This is a genomic window from Streptomyces sp. NPDC048288 (assembly GCF_043201555.1).
Taxonomy (GTDB): domain Bacteria; phylum Actinomycetota; class Actinomycetes; order Streptomycetales; family Streptomycetaceae; genus Streptomyces.
Genome location: NZ_JBICZD010000001.1, coordinates 223,241 through 249,195 on the forward strand (window position 1 = coordinate 223,241; position 25,955 = coordinate 249,195).

Sequence of the window (25,955 nt, forward strand, 5' to 3'; positions counted from 1 at the left end):
GGCGGGAAGCCCGATCCTCGTCGCATGGCACTTCGATCACGCTCACACGAGACACACGCGACCAGTGGCCCGGGCCGGGGCCCCGCCTCCGACGGCCGCACCCGACACCGCCGGCCCTCCGTCCGGGTCCGCACCCGGCACCGCCCGGCCCCGGCGGACGAACTGCGCCGCCGGGCCGAACTCCTCTTCGGCGAACGCGGAATCACCCGCCCGCATCCGGGCCAGGGACCGCCGAGCGCAGCCACGGTGACCGGCTCAGGACCCGCGACCGGACTGACCGCGGCCACCGCCGGGGTGCGCGCCGCCACGACCGGGGTACGCACCGCCGCTGCCGCACTGACCACGGCGGCGGCCGTGATGTCCTCCGCCCGTGCGCTGGCCGGCGCGGCGACGGCCCACGGCGAGCCGGCGCTGCCCAGGCTGCGGGCCCGCTTCGGGTCCGCCGTGCGGGAGCGGATGCCGGTGTGGCTGCAGACCCGCTGCGGTCTGGAACGCCGGGGCGCGGTCGCCCTCGGGGTGGTCCTCGTCGCGGCGGCGGCCCTGGCCGCGCAGCACTTCTGGACGGGCCGCACCGAGTCAGTGAGCGCGCCGGAGGTGGTACGCGCCGAGGCGCCGTACGAGAAGAACGAGGAGCAGGTCCCGGCCACGGGCACCGGTACCGCCGCCGCGTCCGGCGGGCCGGGCGGCGAGATCGTCGTGGACGTCACCGGGAAGGTCCGTGAGCCGGGCGTGCACACCCTGCCGGCCGGGTCCCGGGTGACCGACGCGCTGCGGGCGGCGGGCGGAGTACGGCCCGGTACCGACACCGACGGACTCAACCGGGCCCGCTTCCTGGTGGACGGCGAACAGGTCGTCGTCGGGGGACCCGCCCCGCCGGCCGCACCGGGCCAGGCCGCGGGTGCTACGACGGGAACGGGCCCGGCCGCCCCGATCCTCCTGAACTCGGCGACCGTGGAGCAGCTCGACGCCCTGCCCGGAGTCGGCCCCGTGCTGGCCCAGCACATCGTCGACTACCGCACCGAGCACGGCGGTTTCCGCTCCGTCGGCGAACTCCGCCAGGTCAAGGGCATCGGCGACCGCCGCTTCTCCGACCTGCGGGATCTGGTACGGCCATGAGCCGTGCGACCGACGGTGCCCCGCCGGGATCCGCGACCGGGCGCCGGGCCGGGCACACCGGCTCGGGCCGCCGTCCCGGGACCGCCCACCCCCGCCGGGACGGGACTGCCCACCCCCGCCGGGACGGGTCCGCTCACCCGCGTCGGCCCGGGACCGCCCACCCCCGGCGGGACGGAACGGCCGATCTGCGTCTGGTGCCGCCCGCGCTGGCCGCCTGGGCGACGGCGGCGCTGACGCTGGACACACCGCCGCGGTGGACGGCGGGGATCGCCGTCGCCTGCCTGGTCGCCGGGATGCTCCTGCTGTGGCGGAGCCGGATCGGCGCCCGACCGGGGACGTCGGCCGCCGACACCCCGCCCTCCCGGGGGACTTGGCGGAACGCCTCCGCAGGCGCACTGCTCCTGTGCGTCGCCGGGGCCGCAGCGTCGGCGGGGCTGCACGGGGCGGATGTGCGACGGGGGCCGGTGCCGGAGCTGGCCAGCGGATACACGACCGTGACCGCGGAGGTGGAACTCACCGGTGACCCCTGGGTCAGCAGGCCGCGGGTGCGAGGGGACCACGCCACGACGGCCGCCGTGCTGGTACGCGCGGAGGTGCGCCGGGTGGAGAGCGGTGACGGGACGGCGATGACGACGCGTTCGCCGGTGCTGGTGGCCGTCGACCCGCAGGTGCGGGCGCCCGGTGGCGGCGGGCGGGCGCGGTGGCTCGGGCTGCTGCCCTCCACGCGGCTGCGGGTGAGCGGGCGGCTGGCGCCCGCGACGGCCGGCGGGGACCGGGTCGCGGCGATGCTGCGGGTGCGGGAGTGGCCCGTGCCGGTGGTGGTGGGAGAGCCGAGCGGGCCGCAGCGGCTCGCCGGACGCCTGCGGGCCGGGCTGCGGGAAGCGACCGACGGGCTGCCCGGGGACGCGCGGGCCCTGCTGCCGGGGCTGGTCGTCGGGGACACCTCACGGATCACCCCCGAACTGGACGAGGCCTTCAAGGAGACCGACCTCGCGCACACCCTCGCGGTGTCGGGCAGCAACCTCACCATCCTGCTCGCCCTGCTCATCGGGCCGCCGGGACTGGCCCAGCAGGTCGAGCGGCGCGGCCTCGCCCCGCGCCTCGGGCTGTCGCTGCGGGGGACCGCGCTGCTCGCGTCGGCGCTCACGCTCGGCTTTGTCGTCGTGTGCCGGCCGGACCCCAGCGTGCTGCGGGCCGCGGCCTGCGGAGCCGTCGCCCTGCTCGCCCTCGCCACCGGCCGCCGTAGATCCCTGATCCCGGCGCTGGCGACGACGGTTCTGCTGCTGGTGCTGTACGACCCGTGGCTGGCCCGCAGTTACGGCTTCCTGCTGTCCGTGCTGGCCACCGGGGCGCTGCTGGTCCTGGCGCCGGGCTGGAGCGAGGCGCTGCGGCGGCGCGGGGTGCCGCAGCGGCTGGCCGAGGGTCTGGGCGCGGCCGCCGCGGCGCAGGCGGTGTGCGCGCCGGTGGTGGCGGTGCTGTCGGCGCGGGTGAGCCTGGTGGCGGTGCCCTGCAATCTGCTGGCCGAGATCGCGGTCGCGCCGGCCACCGTGCTGGGGTTCGCGTCGCTCGCGGTGGCCCCGGTGGCGATGCCGGCGGCCAAGGCGCTTGCCTGGTGCGCGGGTTGGCCCGCTGGATGGATCGCGGGGATCGCCCGGACCGGGGCCGAACTGCCGGGTGCGGGCGTGGACTGGCCCGGGAGCTGGACGGGGGCCCTGCTGCTGGCGATGGTCACCGTGGCCGTCGTAGCGCTGGGGCGGCGGTTGCTGCGGCATCCGTGGTGGTGCGGGGCGCTGGGGGTGCTGCTCCTGCTGCTGGTGGTGCGGCCCGTGCCGCTGACCCGGGTGATCACGGGCTGGCCGCCGCCCGGCTGGCGGCTGGCGATGTGCGATGTCGGGCAGGGCGACGCGACCGTGCTCGCGGCGGGTGCGGGCACCGGCGTGGTGGTGGACGCCGGGCCCGATCCGGCGCTGGTCGACCACTGTCTGCGGGAGCTCGGCATCACCCGCGTTCCGCTGGTCGTCCTGACCCACTTCCACGCCGACCATGTGGCCGGCCTGCCCGGGGTGCTGCGTGGCCGTGAGGTGGCGCAGATCGAGACGACCGGGTTCGAGGAACCCGCGGACCAGGCGGGGTTCGTGAGAAGGGAGGCGGCCGAGCACGGGATCCCGGTCACGCGCGCGGTCGCCGGGGAGCGGCGCAGGACGGGACCGCTGGACTGGCAGGTGCTGTGGCCGCCGCCGGCCCCGGCACCCGAACCGGACGGTCCGAACGACGCCAGCGTCGCTCTGCTGGTGCGGTCGGCCGGACTGCGGATGCTGCTCCTCGGTGACCTCGAACCCCCGGCCCAGGAGGAACTGCTGAGATCGCCGGCGGCCGCCGCACTGGGCCGGGTGGACGTTCTGAAAGTGGCCCATCACGGGTCCGCGTATCAGGATCCGGCCCTGATACGGCTGGTGGCGCCCCGGCTCGCCCTCATCTCCTGCGGCGCGGACAACCCGTACGGACATCCGGCTCCGGGCACGGTGGCTCTGCTGCGGGCCGGAGGGGCGAGGGTGCTGAGGACCGACCGGGACGGGTCGCTCGCCGTGACCGGCGGCCGTCGGGGAAAGGAGGCGGGGGAGCTGGCAGTCGCGCGAGACTGAGCGCATGAACTCGGTGAACCCTGTGAACCCGGTGAACTCCGCGCAGATCGACGCCTACCTCCGCCGTCTCGGGGCCGCCCGCCCGGCCCGGCCCACCGCCGAGGCCCTGCGCGAGCTGCATCTGCTGCATCTGCGGACCATTCCCTTCGAGAACCTGTCGATCCACCTCGGCGAGGAGATCGTGCTGGAGGAGAAGCGGCTGCTGGACAAGGTGGTGGGCGCGGGCCGGGGCGGGTTCTGCTACGAACTCAACGGAGCCTTCGCGGCGTTGCTGACCGCCCTCGGCTTCGGGGTGACATCGCTGGCGGGGCGGGTGTACGGGGACGAGGGACGGCTCGGGATCCCGTACGACCATCTCGCGCTGCTGGTGCGGACGGTGGACGGGGGCGAGTGGCTCGCCGACGTCGGGTTCGGGGCGCACAGCCACTACCCGCTGGCGTTCGCGGAGCGGGGCGACCAGCCGGACCCGGGCGGGACGTTCCGGGTGACGGCCGCCGGGCCGGACACGGCGGGGGTGCGGGGAGCGGCGGGAGTGGGGGGAGGGGACGGAGGGGAGGGCACGGTGGCCGGGGACATCGACGTGTTGCGTGACGGTCGGCCGCAGTACCGGCTGGAGGTCAGGCCGCGGGTGCTCGGGGACTTCACGGCCGGGGCGTGGTGGCACAGCACGTCGCCGTCGTCGCACTTCACGCAGTCGCTGGTCTGTTCGCGTATCACCGAGGACGGTGGGCGGATCACGCTCAGCGGGCGGACGTTCAAGGTGTCGGCGGCCGACGGGTCGCGTGAGGAAAGGGAGTTGGAGCGCGACGAGGAGGTGCTCGCGGTCTACCGGGAGCGGTTCGGGATCGAGCTGGACCGTGTGCCGACTGTGCGGAATCTGCGAAACGCTGATCGGAATGGCTAATTCGGGCGTGATGGGTGAACACGTTACTACTGGCGCGTAGCGTCCTACTCGTGCGTAGTCCCGGCGCATGCGCCGGATTCCCGCGATGTGGGCTCGTGTTGCCTCGAAAGCCGCATCAGTGATCGAATGTGTCTTCGGTAATGGACGGTGGCGAGGCGTACAGGGGTGGCGAGGATGTTCGGCCGCTTGATGGGAAACCGAACGAGCCGCGCGCAGCGGACGAGCCCCCTCGCGGCGGTGCAGACCCCGCCCGACGCCGGGGTACTGAGCTGCCGGGTGCTCGACCCGGTCAACGAGCCGGTGCCGAAGGCCGAGTTCGCGGTCAGCGACACCATGGGGCGCACGGTGGTCAGCGGGGGTACGGACCCCTACGGGTCGTTCGTGACGACCGTGCCGGCCGGGGAGTACCGGCTGGCGGTGTCCGCCGAGGGGTTTACGCCGTACCGGGCGACCGCGCTGGTCGGTGAGAACAGCCTCGCCTCGCTCGGTGACGTGACGCTCCAGGTCGCCCAGCCGCCGGAGCTGCCGGCGCCGGGGGACTGGGAGATCGAGCCGACGCACTCCTCGATCGCCTTCACCGCCCGGCACATCGGACTGGCCCGGATCCACGGGCGGTTCAACTCGTTCGCGGGCGCGGTACGGATCGCCGAGCATGTCGAGCGGTCCGCGATGCACGTCGTGATCGACGCCGCGACCATCGACACGGGCGTGCGGATGCGGGACGACCATCTGCGGTCGGCGGACTTCCTGGACGTGCAGCGGTTTCCGACGCTGGAGTTCTACAGCGACCGGTTCGTCCACAAGGGCGGCACCAGATGGGCCGTGACCGGGGCGCTGTCCCTGCACGGTGTGACCCGGACGGTCACGCTGGACACGGAGTACCTCGGGCTCGGCAACGGCATGGAGGGCGAGGTGCGGGCGGCCTGCCGGGCCACCACCGAACTGCACCGGGACGACTTCACCGTGAGCTGGCAGACCATGCTGGCGCGCGGGATCGCGGTCGTCGGGCCGAGCATTCGCATCGATCTCGATGTGCAGATCGTGCCCAAGGGCTGATCTTTCACGGCCGTCGTCCGGACGCGTCCGGTGGTGCCCGAGAATGGTGCCGTGAGTGATGTGAGACATGTGCTGGTGCTGCCGGACCGGGACGCGGCGCAGGAGGCGGCCCAGGCGCTCGGGGAGCGGTTCGGAATCGTCGAGGAGCCGCGGTTGGTGCGGGACGCGCTGGCCGGCGAGGACGACGCGGAGGACGCGCAGTGGCTGGTGCTGCTGGGCGACGAGGACGGACGGCTGGATCCCGCTGAGCTGGACGAGTTCGCGGGGGAGTGGGACGGGTGGCGGGAGGAACCGTGACCTGCCGGTGGCCGAGGCGTTGAGGGGCGACCGGCCGCGCGGTCCCGTTGTCAGTGGCCCGTGGGATGCTTGGCGTGATGGCGAAGAAGAGTGCTGATGACGATCCGCTGGCCCCCGTGACCCTTGCGGTGGGGCAGGAGGACCTGCTGCTCGACCGTGCGGTGCAGCAGGTGGTGGCCGCCGCCCGGGCCGCCGACGCCGACACGGACGTGCGGGATCTGAGCCCGGACCAGTTGCAGCCCGGCACGCTCGCCGAGCTGACCAGCCCGTCGCTCTTCTCGGAGCGCAAGGTCGTGGTCGTCCGCAACGCGCAGGACCTGTCCGCCGACACGATCAAGGACGTCAAGGCGTACCTCGGGGCGCCCGCCGAGGAGATCACCCTCGTGCTGCTGCACGCGGGCGGCGTCAAGGGCAAGGGGCTGCTGGACGCGGCGCGCAAGGCGGGGGCCCGGGAGGTCGCCTGCCCGAAGATGACCAAGCCCGCGGACCGGCTCGCGTTCGTGCGCAGCGAGTTCCGGGCCTCCGGGCGGTCCGCCACGCCGGAGGCGTGTCAGGCGCTGGTCGACGCCATCGGCAGCGATCTGCGGGAGCTGGCGTCGGCCGTGACCCAGCTCACCGCCGACATCGAGGGCACCATCGACGAGGCCGTCGTCGGGCGGTACTACACCGGGCGGGCCGAGGCGTCGAGCTTCACCGTCGCCGACCGGGCCGTGGAAGGGCGTACCGCGGAGGCGTTGGAGGCCTTGCGCTGGTCGCTGGCGACCGGGGTGGCGCCGGTGCTGATCACGAGCGCCCTCGCGCAGGGCGTGCGGGCGATCGGGAAGCTGTCCGGCGCGCGCGGCGGGCGGCCCGCGGATCTCGCGCGGGAGCTGGGGATGCCGCCGTGGAAGATTGACCGGGTACGGCAGCAGATGCGCGGGTGGACACCGGACGGGGTTGCCGTGGCGCTGCGGGCCGTCGCCGATGCGGACGCGGGCGTCAAGGGCGGCGGGGACGATCCCGAGTACGCCCTGGAGAAGGCCGTGGTGACCATCGCGCGGGCGGCGCGGTCGCGCGGGCGGGGGTAAAGCCCGCCGCCGGGACTGGGAGGGGCTGGGCCCCCATCGGCCCCCTGAAATCCGTCGGAAGCGCCGAAAGCCCCGATGTCCCACCCTGGGGAAGGGTGAGGTATCGGGGCTTCGGTTCGTGCTGTGAGGAGCCACGCCCGCGTGGCGAACGCAGGCCGCGCGTGGCTCCGGGGGGCCGGCCGGGGGCGGATGAGAGAGGGCCCGCCCGGGTCCGTCCGGCGATCAGATCAAAGAAGAGGTTCAGCCCTGGAGGGACGCGACCTTGGAAGCGAGCGCCGACTTCTTGTTGGCGGCCTGGTTCTTGTGGATGACGCCCTTGGAGACGGCCTTGTCGAGCTGACGCGCGGCAGCGCGCTGCAGCTCGGTGGCCTTCTGGACGTCGCCCGCGGCAGCGGCCTCACGGGCCTTGCGGATCGCGGTCTTCAGGGAGGACTTGACGGCCTTGTTGCGCAGCCGAGCCTTCTCGTTGGTCTTGATCCGCTTGATCTGGGACTTGATGTTCGCCACGAATGAGCCTTTTCAGGTTCTTGTCCGGGGCCGTGAAGCTCCCGTACCGATGATTTCCAGAAGATGTGCCTCGCGCTGAGAGGGCATGAGACACAGCTGCCCACACTACCAGCGAGGCGGACAACGGCCCAAACCTGTCCCTGGTCCCTCTCCATGGGACCATGGAGGCTACGTATCGATCCGACCCGAGGCACAAGGCGCCTCAAGAGACAGGACCCTGCGTGCCCGCGACCCCTAACAATGTGCCCGAGCCGAGCCGTACCGCCCCGGCTCTGATTCGCAATTTCTGCATCATCGCGCACATCGACCACGGCAAGTCCACGCTCGCCGACCGGATGCTCCAGCTGACCGGTGTGGTCGAGCAGCGGCAGATGCGTGCTCAGTACCTCGACCGGATGGACATCGAGCGCGAGCGCGGCATCACGATCAAGTCCCAGGCGGTGCGTCTGCCCTGGGCCCCCACCGAGGGCCCGGACCAGGGCAGCACGCACATCCTCAACATGATCGACACTCCGGGGCACGTCGACTTCACGTATGAGGTGTCGCGGTCGCTGGCGGCCTGCGAGGGGACCGTTCTTCTCGTCGACGCCGCCCAGGGCATCGAGGCGCAGACCCTCGCCAACCTCTACCTGGCGATGGAGAACGACCTCACGATCATCCCCGTGCTCAACAAGATCGACCTGCCGGCCGCGCAGCCGGAGAAGTTCGCCGAGGAGCTGGCGAACCTGGTCGGCTGTGAGCCGGACGACGTGCTGCGGGTCTCCGCGAAGACCGGTGTCGGCGTCGACGCGCTGCTGAACAGGGTCGTCAAGGAGATCCCGGCGCCGGTCGGCGTCGCCGACGCGCCCGCCCGCGCGATGATCTTCGACTCGGTCTACGACTCCTACCGCGGTGTCGTGACGTACGTCCGTGTCATCGACGGCCAGCTCAACAAGCGTGAGCGCATCAAGATGATGTCGACCGGCGCCACGCACGAGCTGCTGGAGATCGGGACGAACTCGCCGGAGATGCTGTCCGCGGACGGACTGGGCGTCGGCGAGGTCGGCTATCTGATCACCGGTGTGAAGGACGTCCGGCAGTCCAAGGTCGGTGACACGGTCACCAGCCAGAACAAGGGCGCCACGGAGGCCCTGGGCGGCTACAAGGACCCGAAGCCCATGGTCTTCTCCGGGCTCTATCCGCTCGACGGCTCCGACTATCCGGAGCTGCGCGAGGCCCTGGACAAGCTGCAGCTCAACGACGCCGCGCTCGTCTACGAGCCGGAGACCTCGGCGGCGCTCGGCTTCGGTTTCCGCGTCGGCTTCCTCGGGCTGCTGCACCTCGACGTGATCCGGGAGCGGCTGGAGCGCGAGTTCGGGCTCGACCTCATCGCCACCGCGCCGAACGTGGTCTACCGCGTGGTCATGGAGGACGGGACCGAGCACACGGTCACCAATCCGAGCGAATTCCCCGAGGGGAAGATCAACGAGGTGTACGAGCCCGTCGTACGGGCCACGATCCTCGCGCCGAGCGAGTTCATCGGCTCGATCATGGAGCTGTGCCAGACCCGGCGCGGCACCCTGCTCGGGATGGACTACCTGTCGGAGGACCGGGTCGAGATCCGGTACACGCTGCCGCTCGCGGAAATCGTCTTCGACTTCTTCGACCAGTTGAAGTCGAAGACGCGCGGCTACGCGTCGCTGGACTACGAGCCCACCGGCGAGCAGACCTCCAGCCTGGTCAAGGTCGACATCCTGCTGCACGGCGACAAGGTCGACGCCTTCTCGGCGATCACGCACAAGGACGCGGCGTACGCGTACGGCGTGCGGCTCGTCGCCAAGCTGCGCGAGCTGATCCCGCGGCAGGCCTTCGAGGTGCCCATCCAGGCCGCCATCGGCTCGCGGGTGATCGCCCGCGAGACCATCCGCGCCATCCGCAAGGACGTCCTCGCCAAGTGCTACGGCGGCGACATCTCCCGTAAGCGCAAGCTGCTGGAGAAGCAGAAGGAAGGCAAGAAGCGGATGAAGATGGTGGGTTCCGTGGAGGTTCCGCAGGAAGCCTTCATCGCCGTGCTGAGCAGTGATGACAGCGCGGGATCGGCCAAGAGCAAGAAGTAACCGCGGGTAACTTGTGACCGCGTCCGCAAAACGGGTGCAAGAGGGGTCCGTCGTACGAAAGTGTGGCGGGCCCCTACGCGTGCGTAGGGTCGCTCTGCGTGGAACATGCGGGGAAACAGACAGGCCGATGCCCCTTACGTACAGGCCGGTCGCGGCTTAGTCTGATCCCTGCTCGATAGTTACTCGCGAGTTAAACAACCAGCTTCAGCCCCGCCGTGAGTAAAACCAGCCGCACTGAGCCAGCCGCATCGTCGCGGGCCCCGGAGGATGTCGTGAGCGACACACAGACACTGATCGAGAACCGACCGCCGTCCGTGGCGGCCCTCTTCCTGGATCGCGTTGCGGCCACACCGGACGCCGAGGCCTACCGTTACCCGGTGCCCGCGGCTTCCGGCCAGGGCCCGGACGACTGGAAGTCGCTCAGCTGGGGACAGGCCGCCGAGCGGGTCTACGCGATCGCGGCCGGTCTCATCGAACTCGGCATCCAGCCGGAGCAGCGGGTCGCCCTCGCCTCCTCCACCCGCGTCGAGTGGATCCTCGCCGACCTCGGCATCCTGTGCGCCGGAGCGGCCACTACGACCGTCTACCCGCAGACCAACGCGGAGGAGTCGGCGTTCATCCTGTCCGACTCCGGGAGCCGGGTGCTGATCGCGGAGGACGCGGCGCAGGTCGCCAAGGCCGTCGAGAAGCGCGCCGAGCTGCCCGAGCTCACCCAGGTCGTCGTCATCGACGCGGCCGGCGTGGAGACCGGCGACTGGGTCATCACGCTCGCCGAGCTGGAGCAGCGCGGTGCCAAGTACCTGGAGAAGCACCCCGAGCTGATCAAGGAGCGGGTCGGCGCGATCACCAAGGACCAGCTCGCCACCCTCATCTACACCTCCGGCACCACCGGCCGCCCCAAGGGCGTACGGCTGCCGCAGGACAACTGGTCGTACATGGCGAAGGCGATCGCCGCGACCGGGCTGATCAGCGGCGAGGACGTGCAGTACCTGTGGCTGCCGCTCGCCCATGTCTTCGGCAAGGTGCTCACCTCCGGGCAGATCGAGGTCGGCCACGTCACCGCCGTCGACGGCCGGGTCGACAAGATCATCGAAAATCTGCCGGTCGTGCAGCCGACGTACATGGCCGCCGTGCCGCGGATCTTCGAGAAGGTCTACAACGGCGTCGCGGCGAAGGCCCGCGCGGGCGGCGGCGCCAAGTACAAGATCTTCCAGTGGGCGGCCGAGGTCGCCCGCGAGTACGCCAAGGTCACCCAGGACAACTTCCGCCGCACCGGCGCCGCGACCGCCCCCTTCGGGCTCACCGCGAAGCACAAGGTCGCCGACGGGCTCGTCTACAGCAAGCTGCGGGAGGCCTTCGGCGGGCGGCTGCGGGCCTGTGTCTCCGGCTCCGCCGCGCTCGCACCGGAGATCGGCTACTTCTTCGCCGGCGCCGGTGTGCACATCCTGGAGGGCTACGGCCTCACGGAGTCCTCGGCCGCGTCCTTCGTGAACCCCGGCGAGGCCTACCGCACCGGTACGGTCGGCAAGCCGCTGCCCGGCTGCGAGGTGCGGATCGCCGACGACGGCGAGATCCTGCTGCGCGGCCCCGGCATCATGCAGGGCTACCACGGGCTGCCCGAGAAGACCGCCGAGGTCCTGGAGAGCGACGGCTGGTTCCACACCGGTGACATCGGCGAGCTGTCCCCCGACGGCTATCTGCGGATCACCGACCGCAAGAAGGACCTCATCAAGACGTCCGGCGGCAAGTACATCGCGCCGGCCGAGGTCGAGGGGCAGTTCAAGGCGGTCTGCCCGTACGTCTCCAACATCCTGGTGCACGGCGCCGACCGGAACTTCTGCACCGCCCTGATCGCCCTCGACGAGGTCGCGATCCTGGAGTGGGCCAAGGAGAACGGCCTGGGCGGCAAGTCCTACGCCGACGTGGTGGCCGCGCCGGCGACCGTCGAGATGGTCGACGGGTACGTCAAGGAGCTCAACGGCGGTCTGCAGAAGTGGCAGACCATCAAGAAGTTCCGGCTGCTGCCCCGGGACCTCGACGTGGAGCACGGGGAGATCACGCCGAGCCTGAAGCTGAAGCGGCCGGTCGTGGAGCGGGAGTACAAGCACCTCATCGACGAGATGTACGCGGGGACCCGCGAGGCCTGAGGGCCTGAGGGGCTCGGTTCCGGGCGCGGGCGCGTGGGGGCTGTTCACGCAGTTCCCCGCGCCCGTTCCCGTCAGCGGGGCCTGCCCTGGCCGAGCAGTCGCCGCAGCTCCCTGGCTTCTTCTCGCAGCGTTGCCACATCGACGGGTTCCTCGCCGAGCCGGTCCTCCAGGACCGCCAGCCGCTTGCTCAGCTCGCTGAAATCCGCCTTTTCCCGTGCCAGCAGGGTCTGCAGCTGCTGGTTCTTCCGGTGCAGTTCCAGGAAGACGTTGACCTTCGCCCGCAGCACCCAGGGATCGAACGGCTTCGTCAGATAGTCGGCGGCGCCCGTCGCGTAGCCCCGGAACGCGTACCCCGCCTCCTCCTCCGCTCCCGTCAGGAAGATGATCGGGACGTCTTTCGTCTGGTCGAGGCGTTTGATGTTCGCGGCGGTTTCGAAGCCGTCCATGCCCGGCATACGGATGTCGAGAAGGACCACGGCGAACCGGCGGCGCAGCAGCGCCTTCATCGCCTCCTCGCCGGAACGCGCCCGTACGATCGGCTCGTTCAGCGACGCCAGAACGGCCTCCAGCGCGATCAGGTTGTCCTCCATGTCGTCGACCAAGAGGATGCCGGCCCGCTCGTCAGGGATCATTGCTGCGTCCGTTCGTTGTCGGCCGTCTCGCCGTCCTCGGTGCCGTCGGGGTCCAGGAGCGCGCAGACGACGGTGAGCAGCCGGTCGACGTCGACCGGTTTGGGCACGTAGTCGTTGGCGCCGCGCGCGATGGACTTCTCCCGGTCGCCGGGCATGGCCTTCGCGGTGAGGGCGACGATCGGCAGGCCCGTCCAGCGGGGGGCGCGGCGGATCGCCGCGATGGTCTCGTAGCCGTCCATCTCCGGCATCATGATGTCCATCAGGACCAGTTCGACGTCCGGGTTGCGTTCCAGGGTCTCGATGCCCTCCCGGCCGTTCTCGGCGTACAGCACCGGCATGCCGACCCGCCCCAGGACATGGGTGAGGGCGAACACGTTGCGGATGTCGTCGTCGATGATCAGGACGCGGCGGCCGGGGAGGATCCGGCCCGCGCGGCCTGTCTGCCAGGCTTCCAGCCTGGTCGGGGCCGGCCAGGCGTCGTCGGTGTCGGGGGCGGTGGCCGGGGCGGGGTCGAGGACCGGCAGGGCGTGGTCCTTGGGGGTGGGGCCCGCCGCCGTGTGGCCGGGGCTGACGACCGGGACGTACAGCGTGAACGTCGAGCCCTTGCCCGGTTCGCTCTCCGCGACGATACGGCCGCCCAGCAGGCCCGCGATCTCCCGGCTGATGGACAGCCCGAGGCCGGTGCCGCCGTACTTGCGGTTGGTGGTGCCGTCGGCCTGCTGGAAGGCCTCGAAGATGACCGGGAGTTTCTCGGCGGCGATGCCGATGCCGGTGTCCGACACCTCGAAGGCGATCACCTCGTCGCTGTCGCGGACGCAGTGGCGCGCGGGGTCCTTCTCCCGGGTCACCCGTAGTTCCACGCGTCCCTTGGCGGTGAACTTGATTGCGTTGGAGAGCAGGTTGCGCAGGATCTGCTGGAGGCGTTGTTCGTCCGAGTACATCTCGCGCGGTACGTCGTCGCCGACGGTCACCTCGAAGGCCAGGCCCCGGTCCAGGGTGAGCGGGCGGAAGGTCGCGTGGACGTAGTCGAGGAGTTTGATCAGGGGGAGGCGCTTGGGGCGTACGTCCATCCGGCCGGCCTCGATCTTCGACAGGTCCAGGATGTCGTTGATGAGCTGGAGGAGGTCCGAGCCCGAGCGGTGGATCGTCGTCGCGAACTGGACCTCCTGATCGGAGAGATGGCCGTCCGGGTTGTCGGACAGCAGTCGGGCCAGAATCAACAGGGAATTCAGTGGAGTGCGCAGTTCGTGCGACATGTTCGCCAGGAACTCCGACTTGTACTGGGAGGATGTCGCAAGGAGGGCCGCTTTCTCCTCCAGTTCCGCGTTCGAGCGCTGCAGTTCGGCCTGTTGTTTCTGCAGTTCGTCAGAGCGTTCCTGGAGCTGCATCGCGAGCCGTTGCGACTCGCCGAGCAGGGACTCCGTGCGCGAGTTGGCGATGATCGTGTTGATGGCCACGCCGATGGTGTTGACGAACTGGTCGAAGAACGCCAGGTGGACGTCGGAGAAGCGGGAGAAGGAGGCCAGCTCGATCACGCCGAGGAGTTTGTCCTCGAAGAGGATCGGGATGATGACGATCGTGGTCGGGGCGGCCTCGCCCAGACCGCTGTTGATCTTGATGTAGTCCGGTGGGGTCTCCTCCACGAGGATCCGCTGCTTCTCGCGGGCCGCCTGGTGGACCAGGCCGTGCACCGGGAGCCCGCCGGTCTCGACCGTGGCGCCCTGTGCCGACCCGTAGCCGGCGATGAACGCCAGCCCCTTCGCCGGTACGGCCGTGCGCACGGCGGCGCCGTCCTCGTCCGGGTCGGCCAGGAAGAACGCGCCGTACTGGGCGTTCACCAGCGGGGTCAGCTCGCGCAGGATCAGGTCGGCGACCTCCATCAGGTCGCGGTGGCCCTGCATCAGCGCGGCGAGCCGGGCCAGGTTGGACTCCAGCCAGTCCTTCGCGCGGGTCGTCTCGCGCAGGTTGGCCACCATCAGGTTGATGTTGTCCTTCAGTTCGGCGACCTCGCCCTGTGTCTCGACGGTGATCGAGCGGGACATGTCGCCCTGGGCCACGGCCGAGGCGACCTCGGCGATCGCGCGGACCTGGGTGGTGAGGTTGAGCGCGAGTTCGTTCACGTTCGTCGTGAGGCGTTTCCAGGTGCCGTACACGCCTTCCACGCGGGCCTGGCCGCCGAGCTGTCCCTCGGAGCCCACCTCGCGGGCCACCCGTGTCACCTCGGAGGAGAACGAGGACAGGGTGTCGACCATCGTGTTGATGGTCGTCTTGAGTTCGAGGATCTCGCCGCGCGCGTCCACGTCGATCTTCTTCGACAGGTCGCCCTGGGCCACGGCGGTCGCCACCTGGGCGATGTTGCGGACCTGGGAGGTGAGGTTGTCGGCCATGTAGTTGACGTTGTCGGTCAGGTCGCGCCAGACCCCGGAGACGCCGAGGACCTGTGCGCGGCCGCCCAGCCGGCCGTCGGTGCCGACCTCGCGGGCCACGCGGGTCACCTCGTCGGCGAAGGCCCGCAGTTGTTCCACCATCGTGTTGACGGTGTCCTTCAGTTCCAGGATCTCGCCGCGCGCGTCGACGGTGATCTTCTTGGAGAGGTCGCCGTTGGCGACGGCCGTCGTCACCTGGGCGATGTTGCGGACCTGGGAGGTCAGGTTCAGCGCCATGAAGTTGACGTTGTCGGTGAGGTCTTTCCAGACGCCGGAGACGCCCCGGACCTGCGCCTGACCGCCGAGGTTTCCTTCGGTGCCGACCTCGCGGGCGACGCGGGTGACTTCGTCGGCGAAGGCGGACAGCTGGTCCACCATCGTGTTGATGGTTGATTTCAGTTCAAGAATCTCGCCTTTCGCCTCCACGGTGATTTTCTTGCCGAGGTCTCCCTGGGCGACGGCGGTGGAGACGAGAGCGATGTTGCGGACCTGGGACGTCAGGTTGTCCGCCATGAAGTTGACGTTGTCGGTGAGGTCTTTCCAGACGCCGGAGACGCCCCGGACCTGGGCCCGGCCGCCGAGGTTTCCTTCGGTGCCGACCTCGCGGGCGACGCGGGTGACTTCGTCGGCGAAGGCGGACAGCTGGTCCACCATGGTGTTGATGGTTGATTTCAGTTCAAGAATTTCGCCTTGTGCGTCGACCGTGATCTTCTGGCTGAGATCTCCGTTGGCGACGGCCGTCGTCACCTGGGCGATGTTGCGGACCTGCGAGGTCAGGTTCGACGCCATGAAGTTGACGTTGTCGGTGAGGTCCTTCCAGACGCCCGACACACCCCGCACCTGGGCGCGCCCGCCCAGCCGGCCCTCCGTGCCGACCTCGCGGGCGACGCGGGTGACCTCGTCGGCGAACGCGGAGAGCTGGTCCACCATGGTGTTGACGGTCAGCTTCAGTTCCAGCAGTTCGCCGGTCGCCTCGATGGTCACCGTGCGGGTCAGGTCGCCGCGGGCCACCGCCGTCGTCACCAGGGCGATGTCGCGGACCTGGGCGGTCAGCCGGGACGCCATGGTGTTGACGGCCTCGGTCACGTCCCGCCAACTGCCCGAGAGCCCCTGCACCTTGGCCCGGCCGCCGAGCCGCCCCTCGGTGCCGACCTCGCGCGCGACCCGGGTCACCTCGCCGGTGAACAGGGACAGCTGGTCGACCATCTTGTTCACCGCGCGGCCCAGCCGCCGCAGATCGCCGCGCAACTGCCGGCTGCCGTCGTGCAGATCGACCCGCTGGGTGAGGTCACCGCCGGCCACCGCGTCCAGCACGCGCGTGGCGTTCGCCGCCGGCGCGACCAGGGCGTCGAGAACCTGGTTGACGTCGTTGACACGGGACGTCCAGGCGCCCTGGCCGGGACTCGCCGACAGGCGTTCGTCCAGGCGGCCGTGGCGCACCAGCTCCCGTTTCACGCGGCGCACATCGGTGTTGAAGTGGATGTTGCGGTCCATGATCTGGTTGAAGACGGCGGTGAGTTCGCCGACGATTCCCTCGCCCGTCTCCGGCACCTTGGTGAAGTCGCCGTCGCGGGCGGCGGTCATCGCGGCGAGCAGAGGGCGCAGTTCGGATGCTCGGAGTTGTTCCAGTTTCTGTCCGTCTTCGAGCACACGCGTAGCACTGTTCTCACTCATGGCGGCCCACTTCGGTAACTCGGTGCTTATGGGCGCAGTCAGTCTGTCACTCTGTCCGCATCGATCGGGATGTATTCGTCCGAACTGCTCGGGGAGCTGGACATGGGGGCCATACCCACGCAACGGGAGACCGTCTCCCGGGTCCGTGAGGCGCCTGCGCACGACGATGCGCCCGCGCGCGACGAGACATCAGCGCACCGAAACGCGCCCGCGCAGCACGACGCGCCCGCGCAGCACGACGCGCCCGCGCACGACGACCCGCCCGCGCACGAGACCGCGGGCTTACGCGCCCAGGGGCGCGTGACTCTGCACGGAAGCCCTCTCGCGCCCGGTTCCGCCCGCGCACTGGTGCGCGCCTCCCTCGACGAGTGGATCGACTGCGGACTGCTGGGCCGGGAGCGGCAGCGGGTCGCCGAGGACGCCATGGTCGTCGTCAGCGAACTCGTCACCAACGCCGTGGTGCACGCCGGCACGGACGTCGAGGTCGACTGGTGGCTGGAACAGTACGCACCGGAAGAGGACGAGGAGCCGGCGTTCGTCGTCGAGGTCACCGACCACCACCCCTCCCGCGCCCCGCGCGACCACCCGGGCGAGACGCCGTACGAGACACCGGAGTTCGGGCGCGGGCTGCGGCTGGTCGCCTCGCTCGCCGAGTCCTGGGGGGTGACCTACCGCACCGGCGCGAAGTCGGTGTGGGCGCGGCTGACCGGCCGCGGCGGCACGCTCCCCGACGAGCGGGAACTGAAGGTCGCCGAGATCCTCGCCCCCGAGCCGCCCGCCCCCGCGGACGACCCCCCGCGGGCCTGCTCCCACCGCCCCGAACGCGACCGGGACTGGCTCAACCGGGGCGCCCTCACCTTCCTCGCCGAGGCCTCCGACCTGCTCGCCGGGCAGCTCGACGAGAACCTGGTGGCCGCGCTCACCGGGCAGCTGATCGTGCCCCGGCTCGCCGACTGGTGCGCGGTGTGGCTGGAGGACGAGGCGACCGTGCGCGGCGCCGGCTGGCGCGATCCCACCGGCGCGGGCGGGCCGCGGCTGGCCCGGGTCTGGCACGGCAGCGAGAACCGCATCGAGGAACTGCGCCGCGCCCTGGAGAAGGACCCGCCCTGCGCCCGGGACGGCATGGGGGTGCCCCCGGTCGAGCGAAGCCGGGAGTGGGGGAGGTCCGGGCCCGAGCCGTATCCCTGGCCCCGCGAGGCGCTCGGCCCGCAGGGCGCCCTCGGCTCGGCGCTCGCCTACCGGCTGATCGCGGGCGGCCGCCCGCTCGGCACGCTCGTCATCGGGCGCTCCGGCCCCGACGGCTTCCCCGACGAGATCACCGGCCTGGTCGAGGACTTCGGCCGCCGGGTCGCCCTCGCCATCGGCGCGGCCCGCCAGTACGCCCGCCAGGCCACCATCAGCGCCGTGCTCCAGCGCGGACTGCTGCCCGGCGCGGTCGCCGAGATCCCGGGGGTGCGCAGCGCGCTCGTCTACGAACCCTGCGACAAGGGCGGACCGAGCGGCGACTTCTACGACCTCTTCCCGGCCGGTGACGGCCGCTGGTGCTTCGCCGTCGGCGACGTCCAGGGCAAGGGCCCCGAGGCCGCCGTCGTGATCGGGCTCGCCCGGCCCTGGCTGCGCCTGCTCGCCCGCGAGGGCTACCGGGTCGCCGACGTCCTGGACCGCCTCAACCAGCTCCTCCTCGACGACGCCACCGAGGCCGCCGACGCCGCCGCCCGCGCCCTGGTCGCCGCCGGCGGCCGCCCGCTGCCGCCCGGCGACGGCCCGCAGACCCGCTTCCTGTCCCTCCTCTACGGCGAGCTGACCCCGCTGGAGGGCGGCGGGGTCCGCTGCACCCTCGCCTCCGCCGGGCACCCGCTGCCGCTGCTCCTCGGCCCCGACGGCGAGGTCAGCACCGCCGCCCGGCCGCAGACCCTGCTCGGGGTCATCGAGGACGAGACGTACACCAGCGAGACCGTCGAGCTCGCGCCCGGCCACAGTCTGCTGTGCGTCACCGACGGGGTCACCGAGCGCCGCTCCGGCACCCGCCAGTTCGACGACGGCGACGGGCTCGCGCGGGCGCTGGCCGGCTGCGCGGGGCTGAGCGCCGAGCTGATCGCCGAACGGATCAGACGGCTCGTCCACGAGTTCGGCGGCGGCCAGCCCGAGGACGACCTGGCCCTGCTCGTCCTCCAGGCGGAGTGACCGGCGGAACGACCTGCGGAACGGCCTGCGGAGTGACCGGCGTCGTACGGGACAATGGAGGACATGCCTTCCGCACTCCCCGACGGCGAGCCCGTCCCCGACGACGGCGCGCTCCCCGCTTCCGCGCTCGCCGGGGCCGCCGCCCGCCCCCTCGGGTTCTACCTGCACGTCCCCTACTGCGCGACCCGCTGCGGCTACTGCGACTTCAACACGTACACCGCGACCGAGCTGCGCGGCACCGGCGGTGTCCTCGCCTCCCGCGACAACTACGCGGACACGCTGATCGACGAGGTCAGGCAGGCCAGGAAGGTCCTCGGCGACGACCCGCGCGAGGTGCGGACCGTGTTCGTCGGCGGCGGTACGCCGACGCTGCTGGGCGCCGCCGATCTCGTACGGATGCTGGGCGCGATCCGGGACGAGTTCGGGCTCGCGGCGGACGCCGAGGTCACCACGGAGGCGAACCCGGAGTCCGTCGACCCGGCCTATCTGGCGGCCCTGCGGGAGGGCGGCTTCAACCGGATCTCCTTCGGCATGCAGAGCGCGCGGCAGCACGTGCTGCGGGTGCTCGACCGCACGCACACCCCCGGCCGCCCCGAGGCATGCGTCGCGGAGGCCCGCGCGGCCGGCTTCGAGCACGTCAACCTCGATCTGATCTACGGCACCCCGGGCGAGTCCGACGACGACTGGCGGGCCTCCCTGGAGGCGGCGATCGGGGCCGGCCCCGACCATGTGTCGGCGTACGCGCTGATCGTCGAGGAGGGCACCCAGCTCGCCCGCCGGATCCGCCGCGGCGAGGTCCCGATGACCGACGACGACGTCCACGCCGACCGCTACCTGATCGCCGAGTCGGTGCTGACGGACGCGGGCTTCGACTGGTACGAGGTGTCCAACTGGGCCACCTCCGAGGCGGCCCGCTGCCTGCACAACGAGCTGTACTGGCGGGGCGCCGACTGGTGGGGCGCCGGACCGGGGGCGCACTCCCACGTGGGCGGGGTGCGCTGGTGGAACGTCAAGCACCCGGGGGCGTACGCGGCGGCCCTCGCGTCCGGACGCTCCCCGGGCGCCGGACGCGAACTCCTGACGGACGAGGACCGCCGGGTGGAGCGCGTCCTGCTGGAGCTGCGGCTGCGCGAGGGCGTGCCGCTGGCGCTCCTCAAGGAGGAGGGGCTCAGCGCGTCGCGCCGGGCCCTGTCGGACGGACTCCTGGAACAGGGGGCCTACGACGAGGGGCGGGCCGTGCTGACGCTGCGCGGGCGGCTGCTGGCGGACGCCGTGGTCAGGGACCTGGTCGACTGATCACTCCGGTGGGTGAACGGTGGGTGAACGGGGCGTCAGGCCCCCTCGCCACCCGTGACGAAGTCGATCAGTTCCTCCACCCGGCCCAGCAGCTCCGGCTCCAGGTCCCTGTACGAGGTCACCTTCGCCAGGATCGCCTGCCACACCGCGCCCGTGTTCTCCGAGGGCCAGCCCAGCGCCCGGCACACGCCCGTCTTCCAGTCCTGGCCGTGCGGGACGCGCGGCCACGCCTCGATGCCCAGGGACGACGGTTTCACGGCCTCCCAGATGTCGATGTACGGGTGGCCGACGACCAGGGCGTGGTCGCTGGTGACCGACTGGGCGATGCGCCACTCCTTGGTGCCGGGGAGCAGGTGGTCGACGAGGACACCCAGGCGGGCGTCCGGGCCGGGGGCGAATTCGGCCACGATGGAGGGGAGGTCGTCGACGCCCTCCAGGTACTCGACGACCACGCCCTCGATGCGCAGGTCGTCGCCCCAGACCTTCTCGACGAGTTCCGCGTCGTGGCGGCCCTCCACGTAGATGCGGCCCGCGCGGGCGACACGCGCGCGGGCGCCGGGGACGGCGACCGAGCCGGAGGCGGTACGGGACGGGCGTGCCGGACCCGCGGACGCGGGCCGTACCAGGGTGACGACCTGTCCCTCCAGGAGGAAGCCGCGCGGCTCCAGAGGGAAGACGCGGTGCTTGCCGAAGCGGTCCTCCAGGGTGACCGTGCCCGCCTCGCAGCGGATCACCGCGCCGCAGAACCCGGTGCCGGGCTCCTCCACCACCAGGCCGGGTTCGGCGGCCACCTCCGGCGCCGGCTTCGGCTTCTTCCACGGCGGGGTCAGGTCGGCGGAGTACTGGCGCATTCGGATGACGATAGGAGAAGCCGAACGGGTGCGCCTACGACACGCCGAAGCGGGCCGCCAGGGCGTCGCGCTGGGCCCGTACGAACGCCGCGTCGACCACCGCTCCGTGACCGGGGACGTACCGGGCGTCGTCACCGCCGAGCGACAGCAGGCGGTCCAGGGCCGCGGGCCAGCGGGACGGTACGGCGTCGGGGCCGGCCTGGGGATCGCCGGACTCCTCCACCAGGTCGCCGCAGAAGACCACCGGCGGGTCGCCGGGGACGAGGACCGCGAGATCGTGGGAGGTGTGGCCGGGGCCCACGTCGGCCAGCAGGGCCCGGCGGCCGCCGCCCAGGTCGAGGGCCCGCTCGCCGGAGACCGGGCGGCGCGGCAGTGGGAGGGCGTCGGCCGCCTCCTCGGCCTCGGGGGCCGGGAGGCCGTTGTGGACCGCGTCCAGGCGCAGCGCCTCGCGGTCGTGGGCGAAGACGGCCTCCGCGCCCGCCGCCGCGTACAGGTCGGTGCCCGCGAAGGCGGGCGTGCCGAAGACGTGGTCGAAGTGGGGGTGGGTGAGCGCGAGATGGGTCACACGGCGCCCGGCCAGCGCCTGCGCCTCCGTACGCAACCGCGCGCCCTCCGCCAGGCTGGACCCGGCGTCCACCATCAGGACCGCGCCCGGACCGAGGACCAGCCCCGCCGTGCAGTCCCAGCCCGGCAGCCGGCACCGGCCGACGCCTTCGGCCACCCGCTCCCACCCCAGCTCTTCCCAAGTCACCGTCATGCCGCGACGCTAGCCGTAGAACGTCACGGGTCCTGACCGACCTTGCCCAGTCAGTACCCGACGGCCGTACACTGGGCCGGGGATGTTGGCACTCGGGATCGCAGAGTGCCAGACGAAAGACCCGAAGGACCCGAAAGGCCGCGGGCACGACTTTCTGGAGGTGTGGCGCTGGATGCTGAGTGAACGCAGGCTTCAGGTATTGCGCGCCATCGTCCAGGACTATGTCGGCACCGAGGAGCCGGTCGGGTCGAAGGCGCTGACCGAGCGGCACAACCTCGGGGTCTCCCCGGCGACCGTGCGCAACGACATGGCCGCCCTGGAGGACGAGGGGTACATCGCCCAGCCGCACACCAGCGCCGGGCGGATCCCGACCGACAAGGGCTACCGGCTGTTCGTCGACAAGCTCGCCGGCGTCAAGCCGATGAGCGCGCCCGAGCGGCGGGCGATCCAGAACTTCCTCGACGGCGCCGTCGACCTCGACGACGTCGTCGCGCGGACCGTGCGGCTGCTGGCGCAGCTGACGCGGCAGGTGGCGGTGGTGCAGTATCCGTCGCTGACGCGGTCCACCGTGCGCCACGTGGAGCTGCTGTCACTGGCTCCGGCCCGGCTGATGCTGGTGCTGATCACCGACACCGGGCGGGTCGAGCAGCGGATGGTCGACTGCCCGGCACCCTTCGGGGAGACGTCGCTGGCGGATCTGCGGGCGCGGCTGAACAGCCGGGTCGCGGGGCGCCGGTTCTCGGACGTGCCCCGGCTGGTGGAGGATCTGCCGGACGCCTTCGACGTCGAGGACCGCGGCACGGTCTCGGCGGTGCTCTCCACGCTGCTGGAGACGCTCGTCGAGGAGAACGAGGAGCGGCTGGTGATCGGCGGCACCGCCAATCTCACCCGCTTCGGGCATGACTTTCCCCTCATGATCCGGCCCGTCCTGGAGGCCCTGGAGGAACATGTCGTTCTTCTCAAGCTCCTTGGCGAGGCGGGGGATTCGGGCATGACCGTACGTATCGGTCACGAGAACGCCTATGAGGGACTCAACTCCACGTCCGTGGTGTCGGTCGGTTACGGTTCGGGCGGCGAGGCACTCGCCAAACTCGGCGTGGTCGGACCGACCCGCATGGATTACCCGGGAACGATGGGAGCGGTACGAGCGGTGGCACGGTACGTCGGACAGATCCTGGCGGAGTCGTAAGTGGCCACGGACTACTACGCCGTTCTCGGCGTGCGCCGCGACGCGTCGCAGGAAGAGATCAAGAAGGCCTTCCGTCGGCTCGCGCGCGAGCTGCACCCGGACGTCAACCCGGACCCGAAGACCCAGGAGCGGTTCAAGGAGATCAACGCCGCTTACGAGGTGCTCTCGGACCCGCAGAAGAAGCAGGTCTACGACCTCGGCGGCGACCCGCTCTCGCAGGCGGGCGGCGCGGGCGCGGGCGGCTTCGGGGCCGGTGGCTTCGGGAACTTCTCCGACATCATGGACGCGTTCTTCGGTACGGCGTCCCAGCGTGGGCCGAGGTCGCGTACGCGGCGCGGCCAGGACGCGATGATCCGGATCGAGGTGGAGCTGGACGAGGCCGCTTTCGGTACGACCAAGGACATCCAGGTCGACACGGCGATCGTCTGCAACACCTGTAACGGTGAGGGCGCGGCGCCGGGCACCTCCGCCCAGACGTGTGACATGTGCCGGGGCCGTGGTGAGGTCTCGCAGGTGACGCGGTCCTTCCTCGGCCAGGTCATGACCTCGCGGCCCTGCCCGCAGTGCCAGGGGTTCGGCACGGTCGTGCCGACGCCGTGCCCCGAGTGCGCGGGCGACGGGCGGGTGCGGTCGCGGCGGACGCTGACCGTGAAGATCCCCGCCGGTGTCGACAACGGCACCCGGATCCAGCTCGCCGGTGAGGGCGAGGTCGGGCCCGGCGGCGGTCCCGCCGGTGACCTGTACGTCGAGATCCACGAGCTGCCGCACTCCACGTTCCAGCGGCGCGGCGACGACCTGCACTGCACGGTGACGATCCCGATGACGGCGGCCTCGCTCGGCACGAAGGTGCCGCTGGAGACGCTGGACGGCATGGAGGAGGTCGACATCCGGCCGGGCACCCAGTCCGGGCAGTCGATCCCGCTGCACGGGCGCGGTGTCACGCATCTGCGGGGCGGCGGCCGGGGCGACCTGATCGTCCACGTCGAGGTGATGACCCCGACCAAGCTCGACCCCGAGCAGGAACGCCTCCTGCGCGAGCTGGCGAAGCTGCGCGGCGAGGAGCGGCCCACGGGGCAGTTCCAGCCGGGGCAGCAGGGCCTGTTCAGCCGGCTGAAGGACGCGTTCAACGGGCGTTGACGGGGGCGCCCGCGGCGGGTCGCGGAGGGGTCGTGCCGCCGCGATATGTGGCATGTGCCAAAGAGGCGACCCGATTCGGTCTTGTTCGGAGGACGTGACAACATGCCGTCATGTCCTCCGCACTGACCGATCTCTTCCCCTTTCCGATCGTGCAGGCCCCCATGGCCGGCGGGGTCTCCGTCCCGCAGCTGGCCGCCGCCGTGTCCGAGGCGGGCGGGCTGGGTTTCCTCGCCGCCGGGTACAAGACCGCCGACGGGATGTACCAGGAGATCAAGCAACTGCGGGGGCTGACCGGCCGCCCCTTCGGCGTGAACCTGTTCATGCCGCAGCCGGAGTACGCGGAGTCCGGCGCCGTGGAGCTGTACGCGCACCAGCTGGCCGGTGAGGCCGCCTGGTACGAGACCGAGCTCGGCGACCCGGACAGCGGCCGGGACGACGGGTACGACGCGAAGCTTGCCGTACTCCTCGACAACCCGGTGGCCGTCGTCTCCTTCCACTTCGGTGTGCCGACCCGCGAGGTGCTGGAGTCCCTGCGCCGGGCCGGAACCCTCACCCTGGTCACGGCGACCACCGCCGAGGAGGCCCTCGCCGTCGAGCGGGCCGGGGCGGACGCGGTGATCGCGCAGGGCGTCGAGGCCGGCGGGCATCAGGGCACCCACCGGGACATCGCCGAGAACGACGGAGCCGGGATCGGGCTGCTGTCGCTGATCGGCCAGATACGGGAGACCGTGGGCATCCCGGTGGTCGCCGCCGGCGGGATCATGCGCGGCAGCCAGATCGCCGCCGTGCTCGCGGCGGGCGCGAGCGCCGCCCAGCTGGGTACGGCCTTCCTCGCCACCCCGGAGTCCGGCGCCGCCGACATCCACAAGCAGGCCCTGACCAACCCCTTGTTCGTCCGCACGGAACTGACCCGGGCCTTCTCCGGGCGGCCCGCCCGCGGGCTCGTCAACCGCTTCCTGCGCGAGCACGGGCCGTACGCGCCCGCCGCCTACCCGGAGGTTCACCACCTCACCTCCCCGCTGCGCAAGGCCGCCGCCAAGGCCGGGGACGCGCAGGGCATGGCGCTGTGGTCCGGGCAGGGGCACCGGATGGCCCGGGAGCTGCCCGCCGGGCAGCTGGTGGAGACCCTCGCGGAAGAACTCGCCGCCGCGTCGACAGCGTTGTCGACCAAGCTGCCCCGGGGCGAGGGGGGCCCGCGATGACCGCTCCCGTGTTCGTCGTGGAGGACCTCCGCGCGGACGGCTCCGGACAGTACGTGCTGGACGGGCCCGAGGGCCGGCACGCGGTCTCCGTGAAGCGGCTGCAGCCCGGCGAGGAGGTCGTCCTCACCGACGGCGTCGGCCGCTACGCGGTGTGCGACGTGATCGCCGCCGAGGGCAAGGACCGGCTGGTCGTCCACCTGAGGACGGTCGCCGAGGAGCCCGCGCCGCAGCCCCGCATCACCGTCGTCCAGGCCCTGCCCAAGGGCGACCGCGGCGAGGTCGCCGTGGAGACCATGACCGAGGTCGGCGTCGACGCGATCGTGCCCTGGCAGGCCGCCCGCTGCGTCACCCAGTGGCGGGGCGACCGGGGGCTCAAGTCGCTCGCGAAGTGGCGGGCCACCGCCCGTGAGGCCGGCAAGCAGTCCCGCCGGGTCCGGTTCCCGGAGGTCGCGGACGCGGCGAGCACCAAACAGGTTGCCGCACTTCTCGCCGAAGCCGACCTCGCCGCCGTCCTGCACTCCGACTTCGAGCACGGCAGCACACCGCTGGCCACCGCCGACCTGCCCGCGACGGGCGAGATCGTGCTGGTCGTCGGCCCTGAGGGGGGCGTCGCCCGGGACGAGGTGGCGCTCTTCGAGGAGGCGGGCGCGCGGACGTACGTCCTGGGGCCCAGCGTGATGCGTACCTCGACCGCCGGCACGGCCGCCGCGGCCCTGCTGCTCGGCCGCACCGGCCGGTGGTCCTGACCCGCACGACCCTCTGCACGACCCTCTGG

The 25,955-nt window shown here is 71.6% G+C and carries 19 protein-coding genes; 14 read left to right on the forward strand and 5 right to left on the reverse strand.

Features of this window, described 5'->3' with window-relative positions:
- Window positions 1-24: 24 nt before the first annotated feature.
- From ACGFZS_RS00975 to holA, 6 genes are all read left to right on the forward strand, one after another.
- Window positions 25-1,116, forward strand: a complete 1,092-nt coding sequence (locus ACGFZS_RS00975) for a helix-hairpin-helix domain-containing protein (RefSeq protein WP_393793332.1) — start codon at window positions 25-27, stop codon at window positions 1,114-1,116.
- Window positions 1,113-3,758 (forward strand): ComEC/Rec2 family competence protein, encoded by a 2,646-nt coding sequence (locus ACGFZS_RS00980; RefSeq protein ID WP_393793333.1) that lies wholly within the window; start codon window positions 1,113-1,115, stop codon window positions 3,756-3,758. Before ACGFZS_RS00975 ends, ACGFZS_RS00980 begins: the two co-directional genes overlap by 4 nt.
- A 31-nt stretch (window positions 3,759-3,789) precedes the next feature.
- Window positions 3,790-4,662, forward strand: a complete 873-nt coding sequence (locus ACGFZS_RS00985; protein WP_393794096.1) for an arylamine N-acetyltransferase — start codon at window positions 3,790-3,792, stop codon at window positions 4,660-4,662.
- Window positions 4,663-4,836: 174 nt separating this feature from the next.
- Window positions 4,837-5,718 carry a YceI family protein gene (locus tag ACGFZS_RS00990; RefSeq protein ID WP_393793334.1) on the forward strand — a complete coding sequence of 294 codons (882 nt, stop codon included), beginning with the start codon at window positions 4,837-4,839 and terminating at the stop codon, window positions 5,716-5,718.
- Between the two features lie 51 nt (window positions 5,719-5,769).
- Window positions 5,770-6,015 carry a hypothetical protein gene (locus tag ACGFZS_RS00995; RefSeq protein ID WP_393793335.1) on the forward strand — a complete coding sequence of 82 codons (246 nt, stop codon included), beginning with the start codon at window positions 5,770-5,772 and terminating at the stop codon, window positions 6,013-6,015.
- A gap of 77 nt (window positions 6,016-6,092) precedes the next feature.
- Window positions 6,093-7,082 (forward strand): DNA polymerase III subunit delta, encoded by a 990-nt coding sequence (gene holA, locus ACGFZS_RS01000; RefSeq protein ID WP_393793336.1) that lies wholly within the window; start codon window positions 6,093-6,095, stop codon window positions 7,080-7,082.
- Between the two features lie 240 nt (window positions 7,083-7,322).
- On the opposite strand, the gene rpsT is transcribed toward holA, so the two are convergent.
- Window positions 7,323-7,589, reverse strand: a complete 267-nt coding sequence (rpsT, locus tag ACGFZS_RS01005; protein ID WP_046733201.1) for a 30S ribosomal protein S20 — start codon at window positions 7,587-7,589, stop codon at window positions 7,323-7,325.
- Between the two features lie 221 nt (window positions 7,590-7,810).
- Here rpsT and lepA point away from each other — a divergent pair, with 221 nt between their 5' ends.
- Together lepA and ACGFZS_RS01015 are read left to right on the forward strand one after the other, a co-directional pair.
- The gene (gene lepA, locus ACGFZS_RS01010; RefSeq protein ID WP_365682677.1) at window positions 7,811-9,685 is read left to right on the forward strand and encodes a translation elongation factor 4; all 1,875 of its coding nucleotides are present in this window, start codon (window positions 7,811-7,813) and stop codon (window positions 9,683-9,685) included.
- 272 nt (window positions 9,686-9,957) lie between these two features.
- On the forward strand, window positions 9,958-11,832 hold the full coding sequence (locus tag ACGFZS_RS01015; RefSeq protein WP_393793337.1) for an AMP-dependent synthetase/ligase: 1,875 nt from the start codon (window positions 9,958-9,960) through the stop codon (window positions 11,830-11,832).
- 71 nt (window positions 11,833-11,903) lie between these two features.
- Here the strand turns inward: ACGFZS_RS01015 and ACGFZS_RS01020 are convergent, their stop codons facing one another.
- Entirely contained in the window at window positions 11,904-12,464 is a 561-nt protein-coding gene (locus tag ACGFZS_RS01020; protein ID WP_365682681.1) for a response regulator, read from the reverse strand.
- On the reverse strand, window positions 12,461-16,564 hold the full coding sequence (locus ACGFZS_RS01025) for a HAMP domain-containing protein (RefSeq protein WP_393793338.1): 4,104 nt from the start codon (window positions 16,562-16,564) through the stop codon (window positions 12,461-12,463). Before ACGFZS_RS01025 ends, ACGFZS_RS01020 begins: the two co-directional genes overlap by 4 nt.
- 102 nt (window positions 16,565-16,666) lie before the next feature.
- On the opposite strand from ACGFZS_RS01025, the gene ACGFZS_RS01030 reads away from it, so the two are divergent.
- Both ACGFZS_RS01030 and hemW read left to right on the forward strand, forming a co-directional pair.
- Window positions 16,667-18,748 carry a SpoIIE family protein phosphatase gene (locus tag ACGFZS_RS01030; protein ID WP_393793339.1) on the forward strand — a complete coding sequence of 694 codons (2,082 nt, stop codon included), beginning with the start codon at window positions 16,667-16,669 and terminating at the stop codon, window positions 18,746-18,748.
- Window positions 18,749-18,811: 63 nt separating this feature from the next.
- A complete protein-coding gene (gene hemW / locus ACGFZS_RS01035; RefSeq protein ID WP_393793340.1) occupies window positions 18,812-20,044 on the forward strand; it encodes a radical SAM family heme chaperone HemW in 1,233 nt (410 codons plus the stop codon).
- A 35-nt stretch (window positions 20,045-20,079) separates the two neighbouring features.
- On the opposite strand, the gene ACGFZS_RS01040 is transcribed toward hemW, so the two are convergent.
- Both ACGFZS_RS01040 and ACGFZS_RS01045 read right to left on the reverse strand, forming a co-directional pair.
- Window positions 20,080-20,895 (reverse strand): DUF3097 domain-containing protein, encoded by an 816-nt coding sequence (locus tag ACGFZS_RS01040; protein ID WP_365682689.1) that lies wholly within the window; start codon window positions 20,893-20,895, stop codon window positions 20,080-20,082.
- A 34-nt stretch (window positions 20,896-20,929) separates the two neighbouring features.
- Entirely contained in the window at window positions 20,930-21,652 is a 723-nt protein-coding gene (locus ACGFZS_RS01045) for an MBL fold metallo-hydrolase (protein ID WP_393793341.1), read from the reverse strand.
- Window positions 21,653-21,824: 172 nt separating this feature from the next.
- Here ACGFZS_RS01045 and hrcA point away from each other — a divergent pair, with 172 nt between their 5' ends.
- The 4 genes from hrcA to ACGFZS_RS01065 all read left to right on the forward strand — a co-directional run bounded on the left by hrcA (window position 21,825) and on the right by ACGFZS_RS01065 (window position 25,926).
- Window positions 21,825-22,841, forward strand: a complete 1,017-nt coding sequence (gene hrcA / locus ACGFZS_RS01050; protein WP_355710777.1) for a heat-inducible transcriptional repressor HrcA — start codon at window positions 21,825-21,827, stop codon at window positions 22,839-22,841.
- Window positions 22,842-23,978 (forward strand): molecular chaperone DnaJ, encoded by a 1,137-nt coding sequence (gene dnaJ / locus ACGFZS_RS01055; protein ID WP_355710776.1) that lies wholly within the window; start codon window positions 22,842-22,844, stop codon window positions 23,976-23,978.
- A 110-nt stretch (window positions 23,979-24,088) separates the two neighbouring features.
- Window positions 24,089-25,180: a nitronate monooxygenase gene (locus ACGFZS_RS01060; RefSeq protein ID WP_393793342.1), complete on the forward strand. Its 1,092-nt coding sequence runs from the start codon at window positions 24,089-24,091 to the stop codon at window positions 25,178-25,180.
- Entirely contained in the window at window positions 25,177-25,926 is a 750-nt protein-coding gene (locus tag ACGFZS_RS01065; protein WP_393793343.1) for a 16S rRNA (uracil(1498)-N(3))-methyltransferase, read from the forward strand. The genes ACGFZS_RS01060 and ACGFZS_RS01065 overlap by 4 nt, the downstream gene beginning before the upstream one ends.
- Window positions 25,927-25,955: the final 29 nt, after the last annotated feature.

What these genes read in the sequence shown, in the direction of transcription:
- ACGFZS_RS01030 (WP_393793339.1), top strand. Translation starts at nt 16,667, where the DNA reads ATGGGGGCCATACCCACGCAACGGGAGACCGTCTCCCGGGTCCGTGAG.
- ACGFZS_RS01025 (WP_393793338.1), bottom strand. Translation starts at nt 16,564, where the DNA reads ATGAGTGAGAACAGTGCTACGCGTGTGCTCGAAGACGGACAGAAACTG.
- ACGFZS_RS00975 (WP_393793332.1), top strand. Translation starts at nt 25, where the DNA reads ATGGCACTTCGATCACGCTCACACGAGACACACGCGACCAGTGGCCCG.
- hemW (WP_393793340.1), top strand. Translation starts at nt 18,812, where the DNA reads ATGCCTTCCGCACTCCCCGACGGCGAGCCCGTCCCCGACGACGGCGCG.
- ACGFZS_RS01065 (WP_393793343.1), top strand. Translation starts at nt 25,177, where the DNA reads ATGACCGCTCCCGTGTTCGTCGTGGAGGACCTCCGCGCGGACGGCTCC.
- ACGFZS_RS00980 (WP_393793333.1), top strand. Translation starts at nt 1,113, where the DNA reads ATGAGCCGTGCGACCGACGGTGCCCCGCCGGGATCCGCGACCGGGCGC.
- ACGFZS_RS01020 (WP_365682681.1), bottom strand. Translation starts at nt 12,464, where the DNA reads ATGATCCCTGACGAGCGGGCCGGCATCCTCTTGGTCGACGACATGGAG.
- holA (WP_393793336.1), top strand. Translation starts at nt 6,093, where the DNA reads ATGGCGAAGAAGAGTGCTGATGACGATCCGCTGGCCCCCGTGACCCTT.
- ACGFZS_RS01045 (WP_393793341.1), bottom strand. Translation starts at nt 21,652, where the DNA reads ATGACGGTGACTTGGGAAGAGCTGGGGTGGGAGCGGGTGGCCGAAGGC.
- ACGFZS_RS01060 (WP_393793342.1), top strand. Translation starts at nt 24,089, where the DNA reads ATGTCCTCCGCACTGACCGATCTCTTCCCCTTTCCGATCGTGCAGGCC.
- ACGFZS_RS01040 (WP_365682689.1), bottom strand. Translation starts at nt 20,895, where the DNA reads ATGCGCCAGTACTCCGCCGACCTGACCCCGCCGTGGAAGAAGCCGAAG.
- hrcA (WP_355710777.1), top strand. Translation starts at nt 21,825, where the DNA reads ATGCTGAGTGAACGCAGGCTTCAGGTATTGCGCGCCATCGTCCAGGAC.
- ACGFZS_RS00990 (WP_393793334.1), top strand. Translation starts at nt 4,837, where the DNA reads ATGTTCGGCCGCTTGATGGGAAACCGAACGAGCCGCGCGCAGCGGACG.